Source organism: Amycolatopsis sp. A133 (assembly GCF_031082405.1).
Classification (GTDB): domain Bacteria; phylum Actinomycetota; class Actinomycetes; order Mycobacteriales; family Pseudonocardiaceae; genus Amycolatopsis.
Window position 1 is genome coordinate 110,383 of the sequence record NZ_JAVHJU010000036.1, and the last position, 13,386, is coordinate 123,768.

Sequence of the window (13,386 nt, forward strand, 5' to 3'; positions counted from 1 at the left end):
CCGTGGAAGCCAGCAAGCAGCACCGGACGGGCCCGCTCTCGCGCACTGAGAGCGGGCGCTCCGCCAATGCCGGGGGAACCCTCTCCGCAGTCGGACGGCTGATCGAGCGGGCGGACGCCCTGCACCTGCGGGCGCCCGAGCTCGCCTTGGTCCTCGGCGAACGTGCCGCCGCGCTCTCGGAGGCCGCCGGCGCCGACGAACAGTGGATCCGGGCCGAAAGCCTGGTCGTGTCCGCGCGCGTCCGGCTCGGCGAGCGGCCGGGCATGGTCGGGCGCGCGGTCGCGGCCCTGCGCGCGGCCGAGCACGCCGGCTACGGCGACATCGCCGCGCGGCTGCGCATCGACCTCGCCGTGTGCGCCCGCAGCCTGGGCGTGCCGCTCACCGGTCTCGCCGCGTTGCGGCCGGTGCTGACCGACCCCGTCGTCTCGCCGGTGCACCGGGCGGCCGCGCTGTGCCACCTCGTCGGCTGCCTGGGCCAGCTCGGGCGCAAGCCGGAGCTGGACCGCGTGCTCGTCGAGGCGGACAAGCTCGTCGTCGGCGACGAATCGCTGGGCGCCGACACCCAGCTGCTGGTGCGGGCGCTGCTGCGCGTGGGTACGGCGTCGCACCGGCGCCGCCACGGAGACCTGACGGCCGCGGCCGACGCCGCACGGACCGGGCTCGGGTTCCTGGAGAAGCTCGACAACCCGGCCGACGACGGCGGCCTCGTCCGGATCCGCCTGGTGCTGCTGCTGGTCAGCACGCTGCTCGACCGCGGCGACGCGGAAATGGCGTACGAAATCGCCGAGCCGGTGCTGGCCGAGCCGGTGCGGGCGGCCGGCGTCGCGCCGATGGGCTGGCTGCGGCTGGCCGTCGCGACGCGGATCCACCTGCCCTCGGGGGCGGGCGAAGCGGCGATCGAGCTGGTTCGCGAAGCCGTCGCGAGCACCGACCGGCACGGGCTCCCGGCGGTCACCGCGCGGTTGTGGCTCGAGCTGGCCCAGCTGCAGGAGCGGTTCGGGCAGGCGGAGGAGGCCATCGCGTGCCTGTACCGCTCACGGGCGGCCGAGCAGCTGCACGCACGGGCCCGCCGTCAGGCGTGCAGCGTGCTGGCCGGCGAGTTCGGCACGGGGGAACCGGCGTCGGTGGACTTGGACGAGGTGCTCAAGGCGGTGCCGTCGCGGCCGGTGCCGGTCGTCGCGCCCGAGCCGGCGCCTTCGCCACGGACGCCGGCCTGGTCGTTCGGGCGCGAGGAGGCATCGGCACCGCGGCAGCCGGCTCCCGCCTGGTCGTTCGAACGGCCGCGGGTGACGGCCGACGCCGCCGAGACGACGCTGATGCCGGCGGTGCGGGACGAGCCGCCGGCGCCGGTGCGGCGCCCGGAGCCCCGGGTGCGCCCGGAACCGATCGTCGTGGAGCGGCGGCCGGGCGAGGTGCGGCCGGAGCGGGAGCCGGAGTTTCGGCCGGAGCCGGAGTCGGCTGGGACGAGGTCGGTTGAGAACCGGCCTGAGGTTGCCGAGGTGCGGTCTACGCGGGAGCCGGGACATCGGTCCGAGGCGGCCGAGTCGCGGCCTGCGCGGGAGCCGGAGTACCGGTCCGAACCTGTCGAGGTGCGATCCGCGCGGGAGCCTGGGTATCGGTTCGAACCTGCCGAGACTGGGTCTTCGCGGGAGTCGGGACATCGGTCCGAGGCGGCCGAGTCGCGGCCTGGGCGGGAGCCTGGGTATCGGTTCGAACCTGCCGAGACCGGGTCTTCGCGGGAGCCGGGACATCGGGCCGAGGCGGCCGAGTCGCCGTCTGGGCGGGAGCCTGGGTATCGGTCCGAACCTGTCGAAGCGCGATCCGCGCGGGAGCATGGCCGGGAGGCGGAGCAGCGACCCGAGCCGATCGAGGTGCGGTCGGCGCCGGAGCCGGAATACCGGTCCGAGCCCGTCGAGGTGCGGGCCACGCGGGAACCCGCCGAATCGCCGTCCGAGCGGCGTCCCGAGGCCGCCGAGGAACGTCCTCCCGAGGTGGCGCCGAGCGTCGAGAGCGGGAAGACCAAGTTCTCCTGGGCCGCGCTGGCCGAAGCGCGGCTGCGGGAGACCGCCGCCGAACGGGATTCGGCACCCACGCGGGTCACGCCGGCGCTGCCGCTCGCGCCCGAGCCCGCCGCCGAGCGGGAGTCGTGGGAGCCGGAGGAGCGCCGGCCTGAGCCGCAGCCTTCGACGCGCCACGATGCCAAGCACGGCTCGGTGGCCGCGCGGTCGGTGCTGGACCGGCTGGGCATCTCGGCTTCCGGAGGTGCCGGGGGCCGTCGCCGGGCGGAAGATGCCGAAAGCCCGCGGGCCGGGGAACCGGCCCGGCCCGAACCCGAGCTCGCTCCGCCGCCGCGGCCGGAGGACGAACCACCGTCGGTGCCGGACTACCGCGACGAGGCCGAACCGTGGCTGCCGCGGCTGCGGATGCCACCGTCGCTGGAGCCGATGGAGGACTTCGGCCACTGGACACCGGCGACGGCCCCGTTCCCGGAGAGCTACGCGCGCGCGATCGCGGAGGACGAGCCACCGCCGGACGCCGGTCTCGCCGACCTGCTCGCCCGCGCCCTCGCCGAGCACCAGGCAGGCACGGCCAGCGCGGCCGCGCTCGTCAAGCAGCTCGGCTCCGAGGACACGGGCCGCCGCAACGGCCACGGCCGCAACGGCCACGGCGCCGAGGTATCGGACTCCCGCGGCCGCCGTTCGCGCGACTGACCGCTCGGTGCACTTCGACGGCACCCTCGGCCGCGGCTCGCGCGACTGACCCTGCGCGGCCGCTTTGGGTCCGCTCAGGCCGCAACGGCCACTGCGGCCGGCTCCCGCGGCCGCAGCTCGCTCGGCCGCGCTGGGGCCGCCAAGCCGCCGCCGCAACGGCCAAGCCGCCGCCGCAACGGCCCACGGCGCCGGACTCCCGCGACCGACCTGCCCACCAGACCGAGTCCCCAAGCCGCGAATGACTCATTCGGGACCCCCAAGGTCCCCAATGAGTCATTCGCGACCTCCGGAACCCGCCCAGTCGGTGAGACACCCGGTTTTGTCGCCAACCTGCCGCACACCCTCCGCCGCCGGTTCCCTCCCCATGCGACGTCGCCGACCGGCCGACAGCGCTCGCCGAACGGCGTCGCCGCCCGTGAGCTGAACCGATCACGTTGGCCTCTCCCGCCGCGCCGCTCGCGGACCGAGGCTGGTCAGCGCTGCGCGGACCCCGGGAACGCAACCCGTCAGTAGCTTGACCGATCACGCGAATCCGCTGTCCCGGAAGGGTTTCCGCGCCCCGGGGAACCCCTGGGTCTTCATGTGATCCGCGATCCCGGCGCATTAGTGTGGGGTGGCCGGCTCAACGCCGAACCGGCGCGGTGCCACCTCACGCAAACTGGAGAGTTGCCTCAAATGAGCTCGACCGGAGTCTCGTCCCCACCCGGAACCGGAGCCGACGCCGAACCCGAATTCGGTGCCCCGCGCTCCCCGGCCAGCCCGGAGCAGATCAGGGACGACCTGATCGACTCCGCCGCCGGGCTGGCGCCGGAGATCGGTGAGCTCATCCGGCTCTACTACCGGCACATCCCGCCGGAAGAAATCGTCGGCGACGAGCCCGTCAACCTGGTCGGCGCCGTCCGCTCGCACCTGCAGCTGGCCAAGCACCGGATGCCCGGCCGCCCGGCCGTGCGGCTGCTGAACCCGACCGTCGCCGAGGACGGGTGGGCCCGCGAGGCCACCGTCGTGCAGGTCGTCACCGACGACATGCCCTACCTGGTCGACTCGATCGCCGCGGAGTTCGCCCGCGACGGCGTGCAGGTGCAGCGCATCGTTCACCCGATCGTGGTGGTCAGCCGCGACCTGACCGGCGAGCTGCTCGAGGTCCACCCCGACGCGGACCCGGCCGAGCCGCCCGCGAACTCGGCCGCCGAGTCGTGGATGTACATCGAGATCGACTTCGTCACCGACCGCAACCGCGCCCGCGAGCTCGACAACCGCCTTTCCAGCGTGCTGGGCGACGTCCGAGAGGTCGTCGAGGACGCCGAGAAGATGGCCCAGACCGCCTGCCAGCTGGCGAGCGAACTGGAGACGGACCCGCCGCAGCTGCCCCAGGGAGAGGTGGCCGAGGGGGCCCGGCTGCTGCGCTGGCTGGCCGACGGCCACTTCACGTTCCTCGGCTACCGCCGCTACGAGCTGATCGACAGCCCGGACTCCGGCGAAAACGCCGCGCCGGCCCTGCGCGCCGTCCTCGCCTCCGGGCTGGGCGTGCTGCGCCAGGACAGCCTCGCCGCCCGCGGCCTCACCGCCGGCCCGGACACCGCCGCCACCGCCCTCGCGCCGACGCTGCTGGTGCTGACCCAGGCGAGCGCCCCCTCGACCGTGCACCGGCCGGTCTACCCCTACTACGTCGGCGTGAAGACCTTCGACGCCGCGGGCAACGTCACCGGCGAGCACCGCTTCCTCGGCATGTTCACCACCACCGCGCTGCACGAGAACGTCCTCGACATCCCGGTGGTGTGCAAGCGCGTGCGCGAGGTCATCCACCGCGCCGGCTTCCCGATCGAGTCGTTCTCCGGCCAGCGGATGCTCGAAATCCTGCAGAACTGGCCGCGGGCCGACCTGTTCTCCGCCGACACCGACTCGCTGTACTCGACGACGACCGGCGCGATCACGCTCTCGGACCGCCGCCGGCTGCGGCTGTTCCTGCGCCGCGACCCCTACGGCCGCTTCTACTCCTGCCTGGTCTACCTCCCGCGCGACCGCTACACGACACGCTCGCGGCTGGCGATGCAGGAAGTCCTGCTCGAAGAGCTCGAAGGCACCCAGCTCGAATACAGCGCGCGGATCGGCGAGACCGTCCTGGCGCAGGTGCACTTCGTCGTGCACACCGACCCGGCGCGCCGGCTCGAGCCGGACACGCTCAAGATCCAGGACCGGCTGAACAACGCCGTCCGCACCTGGGACGACCGGATGGTCGAGGCGGTCCTCGACGAACGCCGTGAGCGCGCCGACGGCGGCGTCGCGGTCGGGATCGTCGGCGAGGAGTCGGCCACCGAGCAGGGCCAGCGCTTCGCGATGGTCTTCCCCGAGGGCTACAAGGAGGACTTCACCGCCGAAGAGGCGCTGGCGGACCTCCGTTCGCTGGACTCGCTGACCGACGAAGGCGACCTCGCGCTGTCGTTCTACCGGCCCGCCGACGCCGGGCCCGGGGAGCGGCGCTTCAAGCTCTACCTGCGCGGCGAGGGCGTCACGCTCTCGAAGGTCCTGCCGGTGCTGCAGGCCATGGGCGTCGAGGTGGTCGACGAGCGGCCGTACGAGCTGCACCGCGAGGACGGCGGCGCGTGCTGGATCTACGACTTCGGCCTGCGCGTCGACCAGAAGATGCTCGACGAGTCCGACGACGAAGCCGTCGAAGAGCTGCGCGGCCGGTTCCAGGACGCCTTCGAGGCCGCCTGGCGGGGCGACGCCGAGGTCGACGGCCTCAACGGTCTCGTCCTGCGCGGCGGCCTCACCTGGCGCCAGGCCGCCGTGCTGCGGGCGTACTCGCGCTACCTGCGCCAGGCCGGCAGCGCGTTCTCCCAGGACTACATCCAGAACACGCTGCTGAACCACACGCAGATCGCGACCAACCTGCTGCGGCTGTTCGAGGCCCGGTTCGACCCGAAGCTGCCCGACGCCGACCGCGAGTCCGCCACCGAGGCGCTGGCCGCCGAGCTGACCGCGATGATCGACGAGGTCACCAGCCTCGACGAAGACCGGATCCTGCGCCGCCTGATGGCCGTCATCCAGGCCACGCTGCGCACGAACTACCACGTCATGGGCACCGACGGGCGGTCGCGGTCGTTCCTGGCGATCAAGCTCGACCCGGCCGGCGTGCCCGACCTGCCCGAGCCGCGGCCGAAGTTCGAAATCTTCGTCTACTCGCCGCGCGTCGAGGGCGTGCACCTGCGCTTCGGCGAGGTCGCGCGCGGTGGCCTGCGCTGGTCGGACCGCCGGGAGGACTTCCGCACCGAAATCCTCGGCCTGGTCAAGGCGCAGGCGGTGAAGAACGCCGTGATCGTGCCGGTCGGCGCGAAGGGCGGCTTCGTCGTCAAGAGCCCGCCGGCCCCGAGCGGCGACGCGAGCATCGACCGCGACGCCCAGCTCACCGAGGGCATCGCCTGCTACCGCATGTTCATCTCGGGCCTGCTCGACCTGACCGACAACCGCATCGAGGGCAAGACCGTCCCCGCGCCCGGTGTCGTCCGGCACGACGCCGACGACTCCTACCTGGTCGTCGCGGCCGACAAGGGCACGGCGAAGTTCTCCGACATCGCCAACGAGGTCTCGGCGCAGTACGGCTTCTGGCTGGGCGACGCCTTCGCCTCCGGCGGCTCGGTCGGCTACGACCACAAGGCCATGGGCATCACGGCGAAGGGTGCCTGGGAGAGCGTCAAGCGGCACTTCCGCGAGCTGGGCAAGGACACCCAGACCGAGGACTTCACCGTGGTCGGCATCGGCGACATGATGGGTGACGTCTTCGGCAACGGCATGCTGCTGTCGGAGCACATCCGCCTGGTCGCGGCGTTCAACCACATGCACGTCTTCCTCGACCCGGACCCCGATGCGGCGACGTCGTACGCCGAGCGGCGGCGGCTGTTCGACCTGCCGCGCAGCTCGTGGGACGACTACGACCGCTCGCTGATCAGCGAAGGCGGCGGGATCTACCCGCGCACGGCGAAGTCGATCCCGGTCAGCCCGCAGGTCCGCGCCGCGCTCGGCCTGGACAGCGGTGTCACGGCGCTGGCGCCGATGGACCTGATCCAGGCGATCCTGCTGGCGCCGGTCGAGCTGCTGTGGAACGGCGGCATCGGCACCTACGTCAAGGCGGAGTCCGAAACCCACGCCGCGGCCGGCGACAAGGCCAACGACGCCATCCGCGTCGACGGCAAGCAGCTGCGGGTCAAGGTCTTCGGCGAAGGCGGCAACCTCGGCCTCACCCAGCTCGGCCGGATCGAGTTCGCCCGGGGCGGCGGCAAGATCAACACCGACGCGCTCGACAACTCGGCCGGCGTCGACTGCTCCGACCACGAGGTCAACATCAAGATCCTGCTCGACCATCTCGTGCAGACGGGCAAGCTGGAGCGCGAACAGCGCAACGAGCTGCTGGAGGAGATGACCGACGAGGTCGGCGCGCTGGTGCTCAAGGACAACTACCGGCAGAACGCCGTCCTCGGCGTCAGCCGGGCGCACGCCGCGCCGATGGTCTCGGTGCACGCGCGCCAGGTGCAGGCGCTGGTGGCCGCGGGTGCCTTCGACCGCAAGCTCGAAGCGCTGCCCGGCAACTCGGAGTTCCGCGAGCTGGAGAAGGCGGGCAAGGGCCTCACTTCGCCGGAGCTGGCGACCCTGCTGGCCCACGTCAAGCTGGAGCTGAAGGACGAGCTGCTGGCCAGCGATCTGCCCGACTCGAAGGTCTTCGCGGCCCGGCTGCCCGGGTACTTCCCGAAGCCGCTGCGCGAGCGGTTCGCCGACGCCATCGGCGAGCACCCGCTGCGCCGCCAGATCATCACCACGATGATCGCCAACGAGGTGGTCGACGGCGGTGGCATCTCGTTCGTCTACCGGCTGATGGAGGAGATGAACGCGACCGCGACCGACGCGGTGCGCGCGTACGCGGTCGTGACGCAGGTGTTCGACCTCCCCGCGCTGTGGCAGGAGATCGACGCGCTCGACAACGTCGTGCACACCGACGTCGCCGACGCGATGGTGCTGGAGACGCGGCGGCTGCTCGACCGGGCCGCGCGCTGGTTCCTCACCAACCGGCCGCAGCCGCTGGCCCCGCTGTCGGAGATCAAGCGCTTCGGCCGGGTGCTGGGCAAGCTCGTCCCGAAGATCGGCGACCTGCTGCGCGGCCGCGAGGCCGAGTCGGTGCAGGCGCACGCGGACGAGCTGATCGGCGCCGGAGTGCCGGCGAGCCTCGCCCGCCGCGTGTCGCTGCTGCTGCACACCTACGGCCTGCTCGACGTCACCGAGGTGGCCGAGCTCGCCGAGCAGCAGATCGGCGTGGACGCCGTGCACAGCCCGGCTGAAACGGCAGAGCTGTACTACGCGCTCTCGGCGCACCTGGACATCGACTCGATGCTCACCGAGATCAGCAAGCTCGAACGCGGCAACCGCTGGCACGCGCTCGCCCGGCTCTCGCTGCGCGACGACGTCTACGGTTCGCTGCGGGCGATCACGCTGGACGCGCTGCGGCACAGTGATCCCGGCTCGTCCGGGGACGCCAAGATCGCCCAGTGGGAGAAGACGAACGCGTCCCGGCTGCAGCGGACGCGCGTGGCGCTGGACGAGATCACCAAGTCCGACCGGCTCGACCTGGCGATGCTGTCGGTGGCGGCCCGCCAGATCCGGAGCACGGTGCGGTGACCTACGTTGCGCACGTCCGCCCGCGCTGGACGGACATGGACGTCTACGGCCACATCAACCACGCGAAGCTGGTCACGCTGCTCGAAGAGGCGCGCATCCCGCTGTTGTTCGGTGCGGCGGTCGAAGCGGGGCTGGAGCAGCTGCCGAAGGGCATCGTCGTGGTGCGGCTGGAAGTGGCCTACAAGCGGCCGATCGTGGTGTCCGGGCAGCAGCTGCGGATCGGCATCGACCTGACCGAGCTGCGGGCCGCGAGCTTCACGCTGGCCTACCGCGTCCACGGCGGGCCCGCCGCGGACGACCCGGTGGCGGTCACGGCCGAAACGGTGCTGGCGCCGTACGACACGGCCGAGCTGCGGCCGCGTAGGCTCACCCCGGCCGAGTCGGAGTTTCTGAAGCAGGGGTTCGCGGATGCCTGAGTTGTTCGTGCCGGACGCGGCCGACCGGGAGACCCTCGGCGCGTTTGTCGCCCGCGCGGTCCGGCTGGACGGCCAGACGGCCGTCCGGCTGCGGCAGCGCGGCGACGGCGTGGTCGAGGCCTGGACGGCAACGCCGTTCGAGTGCCTGGCCACCCGCGCGGTGGCCGGGGACGTCACCCCCGGCGACGTCACGGTGTCCGGCAACGAGCTGCTCGCGGCGCTGACCGTGGCGGGCGGGCCCCGGATGGACCCGGGCCCGGCCCGCGACCTGTTGTGGCACGGCGAGCTGCCGCCGCCGGGCCGCTGGCCGCTGGTCGACGAGCTCCCGGCGCGGGTCGTGGCGGAGCTGGCGGACCGCGGCGTGACACTGGCCAGGGACAACGCCGGCCCGCACGGGACACCACCGGCGTCGCTGATGGACCAGGCGGTGCTGACCGTGAGCGGCGGCACGGTCGAGGTCAAGGTCCAGATGCGGTGCCTGTTCGCGATGTCCGGCATGGGGTTCGTGGACTCGGACGTGGAGGGCGACGTCGTCCGCGTGACGGCGACGGACTCGTGGCTGCGCCTGGACGCGCGGTACGGCGCGATCGTGCGGCGCCGGCACGCGCTGCTGCCGCTGCTGTTCTGACCAAGTCCTTACGGCGGCCACCGCTTTTCGCCGGGCGGTGGCACGCTGGAGGCATGACCCCGGACGAAGACCCGACCGCGGAGTTCCTCGACGCTGTGCGCGCCGATGAGACGCCGTGGCGGACGGACCGTCCGGCGGGCGAGCAGGCGCCGGAGCGCGCCGAAAGACCTGAGAGGTGGGGCCGCACGCGCGCGGCGGGCCGGGCGGCTGCCCACGCGGCGCCCTACCTCCAGGCCGCGGCCCTGATGGCGTGGCTGGCGAGCGGCGCCTTCGACGACGGCTCGGGCACGGGCGACCAGGGTCAGTGAGCGCCGGTGGTTCCGGCAGGATGGCCCGGGTGACGGAAGATTCGCCGGGCCGCACCGGCCTGATCCGGGTGCCCAGGGGGCTCGTGGTGCTCGTCGGCCCACCGGCCTCGGGTAAGACGAGCTTCGTCCGGGCGCTGATCGCCCGTGGTCAGGTCGATGCGGAAGCCGTGGTGTCCAGCGACGAGATTCGCGCGGAGCTCTTCGGCACCGCGCCCCCCTCCGACGCGGCGGACGCCCGGGTCTTCGAAGAACGCGACCACCGGATCGTCGCCCGGCTGGCTGCCGGGCGGTGGGCGGTCGCCGAGTCGACGAACGTCACCCCGGAGGCGCGCGCCCGGCTCATCACGATCGCCCGGCGCTTCGACGCCCCGGTGACGGTGCTGCGCTTCGACCCGGACGTCGCCGACCTCCTCCGGCAGAACGCGGAGCGGGGCCGCCCCGACACCACCTCCGCGGATGTCCACGCCTACGCCGCGGTCATGGCCCGGCACGCCACTGCCGAGCAGCTGCGCTCCGAGGGGTCGGCTGCCGTCCACGACGTTCCCGGCCGTGCACAGGCGACCACACCCGCCGAGGCCGCGGCGCGGTTCTCGTTCGGCTGACCGGCCCGGCTAGACCAGCCAGGCGGCCGAGTCCGCGGGCAGCTTCCCCGCCACCAGCGGGCTGCTCGACAACAGCACCTCACCCGGCGGCAACGCGATCGGGCTCGCCGAGGTGTTCAGCGCGCACACCAGCCCGCCCCCGCGCCGCCGGAACGCAAAACACCCGGCAGGGGCGCCGTACCACTCCAGCTCGTCGCCGCTGAACGCCGAGTGCGTCTTCCTCAGCTCGATCGCGGCGCGGTACAGCGACAACGTCGAGTCCGCGTCCTCGATCTGCTTCTCCACCGTCAGCCCGGCCCATTCCCCGGGCATCGGCAGCCACGTCCGCGGGTTCCGGGAAAAGCCGAACGGCGGCCGGTCGCCCTCCCACGGCAGCGGCACCCGCGCCACGTCGCGCCCGAACTCCGGCCCGCTCGTCTTCGCCCGCGGGTCGGCCATCTCCGACGGCGCCAGCTCGACGTTCGCCAGGCCCAGCTCTTCGCCGTTGTACAGGTACACCGCGCCGGGCAGGGCCAGCTCGACCAGCGCCATCGCGCGGGCGCGGCGCACGCCGAGTGCACCGCCGCCGTAGCGGCTGACCTGCCGCCAGACGTCGTGGTTGCTCAGCGTCCAGGTCGCGGGCGCCCCCGTGCGGGCCGGCACCGCCAGGGATCGCTCGATGGCCGTGCGCATCGCGTCGGCGTCGAAGTGGGTCAGCACCAGCCGGAAGTTGAACGCCAGGTGCAGCTCGTCGGGGCGCAGGTAGCGCGAGAGCCGCTCCTCGTCGGTCACCCAGATCTCGCCGACCGCCATCGCGTCCGGGAACTCGTCGAGGACCTTGCGGATCATCTGGTGGATTTCGTGGACGCCGTCGTGGTCCCACCGCGGGTCGTAGTAGAGGCTCGGCCCCAGCGGGTCCGCGCGCGGGTCCATGTCCGGCAGGCCGGGCGGTTTGGCCATGCCGTGCGCGACGTCGATGCGGAAGCCGTCGACGCCGCGTTCGAGCCAGAACCGCAGCGTCCGCTCCAGGTCGGCGGCGACCTCCGGGTTGGTCCAGTTCAGGTCGGGCTGCTGCGGCGCGAACAGGTGCAGGTACCACTGCCCGTCCGGCACCCGGGTCCAGGCCGGGCCGCCGAACGCGCTGACCCAGTTGTTCGGCGGGTCCTCGCCCTTCGGGCCGACGCCGTCGCGGAAGACGTACCGGTCGCGCTCCGGGCTGCCCGGGGCCGCCGCCATCGCCGACTTGAACCAGGCGTGCTGGTTGCTGGTGTGGTTGGGGACCACGTCGACGGTGACCTTGATGTTCCGCTTGTGCGCTTCGGTGAGCAGCACGTCGAAGTCGCCGAGGGTGCCGAACATCGGGTCGACGTCGCGCGGGTCGGCGATGTCGTAGCCGTGGTCGGCCATGGGGGAGCGGTAGAACGGCGTCAGCCACAGCGCGTCGACGCCCAGCAGCTCCAGGTAACCGAGCCGGGAGTGGATGCCCTCCAGGTCTCCGACGCCGTCACCGTCCGAGTCGGCGAACGAGCGTACGTAGACCTGGTAGAAGACGGCGTCCTGCCACCAGGCGGCCCGGTTCATCAGACGAAGCTGTTCATCATGCTGTGCGCGGCCATCTCCAGGTAGGCCCAGAGCTGCCCGCGGTAGGGCTCCTCGAGGTTCTCCTCGTCGACGGCGATCCGGATGCAGCGCAGCCAGGCGTCCCGCTCGATCGGGCCGATCTTGAACGGCCCGTGCCGCATCCGCAGCCGCGGGTGCCCGCGCTGGTCGGAGTAGGTGTGGGGGCCGCCCCAGTACTGGATGAGGAACAGCCGGAACCGCTCCTCGGCGGGCCCGAGGTCCTCCTCGGGGTAGAGCGGGCGGAGGATCTCGTCGCGCGCGACCTCCTCGTAGAACCGTCCGACGATCCGGCGGAACGTCGGTTCGCCGCCGATCGCTTCGTAGAGGTTCGCCGGTTCGCTCACTGCAGACACGCCTTCCATTTTGCCCTTGGGGTGCGGGTTCCCGACGCCCGGTCCGCACTGTGCCGGATCGTCGCGAACCCGCTTCCCAGCGTAACGGCGTCGGCGGCGGCTACTTCCCGGCCGCCGGAGCCGCGGGCGGGAACAGCCGCCCGAGCGGCGGCTCGAAGCCGGCCTCTTCCAGTGCCGCCAGCAGCTGGCCGCGCAGCGCCCGCTGCACGGCCCACTGCTTGCCCGGCCGGACCTTCACCGTCAGGCGAATCTGGAGACCCTCCGGTGTGACGCTTTCCACACCCAGAATCTCCGGCGGCTCGAGGATGTTGTCCTTCAGCGCGTCGCCCTCGGTGGCCGCGGACGCCGCGTCCGCGAGCACCGTCGTCGCGCGCTCGACGTCGGCGGTGTAGCCGAGGGGGACGTCGACGACCGCCACCGCGAAGCCCTGGCTCGAGTTGCCGACGCGCAGCACTTCGCCGTTGCGGACGTACCAGACCGTGCCCTTGACGTCACGCAGTGTGGTGATGCGGAGCCCGACGGACTCGACCGTGCCGGACGCCTCGCCGACGTCCACGACGTCGCCGACGCCGTATTGGTCCTCGACCATCATGAAGATCCCGGACAGGAAGTCCTTGACCAGGTTCTGCGCGCCGAACCCGATCGCGACGCCGATGATGCCCGCCGAAGCGATGATCGGGCCCAGGTCGATGCCGAGTTCGCCCAGCACGAGGATGAACGCCAGGCCGTAGACCAGGAACGTCGACAGGGACTTCAGCACCGAGCCGATGGTCTGGGCGCGCTGCCGGCGCCGTTCGATGACGGCGGCGCCGAGAACCTCCGGGGCGCGCTCGCGCAGCGGCCGCAGCATCGACGGCAGCTTGCCGCCCGTCTTGGGCAGGGTGGTGACGCGGTTGATCAGCCGTCTCACGAGCATCCGCACGACGAACGCGATCACGATGATCATCAGGATCTTGACCGGCTTGGTGATCAGCCAGTTCGCCGAGCCCGCCAGCCACTGGTTGTTCGTGACCTGGAACACCTGGAAGCAGAAGGTGCTGGGGTCTTTCAAGCACGGCGGCGGGTCGGCGGGGAGCAGGGGGAGCACGGGGGTTCGTTCATC

At 72.4% G+C, this 13,386-nt stretch carries 9 protein-coding genes; 6 read left to right on the forward strand and 3 right to left on the reverse strand.

Translation table 11 applies throughout. The annotated features are described in order from the left end of the window. The first annotated feature begins 2 nt into the window (after window positions 1-2). The 6 genes from Q5425_RS23845 to Q5425_RS23870 all read left to right on the forward strand — a co-directional run bounded on the left by Q5425_RS23845 (window position 3) and on the right by Q5425_RS23870 (window position 10,332). Window positions 3-2,711 (forward strand): hypothetical protein, encoded by a 2,709-nt coding sequence (locus Q5425_RS23845; RefSeq protein ID WP_308674511.1) that lies wholly within the window; start codon window positions 3-5, stop codon window positions 2,709-2,711. A gap of 675 nt (window positions 2,712-3,386) precedes the next feature. Next, a complete protein-coding gene (locus Q5425_RS23850; RefSeq protein ID WP_308674512.1) occupies window positions 3,387-8,378 on the forward strand; it encodes an NAD-glutamate dehydrogenase in 4,992 nt (1,663 codons plus the stop codon). Then, the gene (locus Q5425_RS23855; protein WP_308674513.1) at window positions 8,375-8,794 is read left to right on the forward strand and encodes a thioesterase family protein; all 420 of its coding nucleotides are present in this window, start codon (window positions 8,375-8,377) and stop codon (window positions 8,792-8,794) included. Before Q5425_RS23850 ends, Q5425_RS23855 begins: the two co-directional genes overlap by 4 nt. Then, window positions 8,787-9,422 (forward strand): hypothetical protein, encoded by a 636-nt coding sequence (locus Q5425_RS23860; RefSeq protein ID WP_308674514.1) that lies wholly within the window; start codon window positions 8,787-8,789, stop codon window positions 9,420-9,422. Before Q5425_RS23855 ends, Q5425_RS23860 begins: the two co-directional genes overlap by 8 nt. A gap of 53 nt (window positions 9,423-9,475) precedes the next feature. Continuing rightward, window positions 9,476-9,730, forward strand: a complete 255-nt coding sequence (locus Q5425_RS23865; protein WP_308674515.1) for a hypothetical protein — start codon at window positions 9,476-9,478, stop codon at window positions 9,728-9,730. A 29-nt stretch (window positions 9,731-9,759) separates the two neighbouring features. After that, window positions 9,760-10,332 (forward strand): ATP-binding protein, encoded by a 573-nt coding sequence (locus tag Q5425_RS23870; protein WP_308674516.1) that lies wholly within the window; start codon window positions 9,760-9,762, stop codon window positions 10,330-10,332. Between the two features lie 9 nt (window positions 10,333-10,341). On the opposite strand, the gene Q5425_RS23875 is transcribed toward Q5425_RS23870, so the two are convergent. From Q5425_RS23875 to Q5425_RS23885, 3 genes are all read right to left on the reverse strand, one after another. Beyond that, entirely contained in the window at window positions 10,342-11,892 is a 1,551-nt protein-coding gene (locus Q5425_RS23875; RefSeq protein WP_308674517.1) for a glycoside hydrolase family 13 protein, read from the reverse strand. Beyond that, a complete protein-coding gene (locus Q5425_RS23880) occupies window positions 11,892-12,275 on the reverse strand; it encodes a globin (RefSeq protein WP_308674735.1) in 384 nt (127 codons plus the stop codon). The genes Q5425_RS23875 and Q5425_RS23880 overlap by 1 nt, the downstream gene beginning before the upstream one ends. Before the next feature lie 109 nt (window positions 12,276-12,384). Beyond that, the gene (locus Q5425_RS23885; protein WP_308674518.1) at window positions 12,385-13,371 is read right to left on the reverse strand and encodes a mechanosensitive ion channel family protein; all 987 of its coding nucleotides are present in this window, start codon (window positions 13,369-13,371) and stop codon (window positions 12,385-12,387) included. Between the last annotated feature and the right edge of the window lie 15 nt (window positions 13,372-13,386).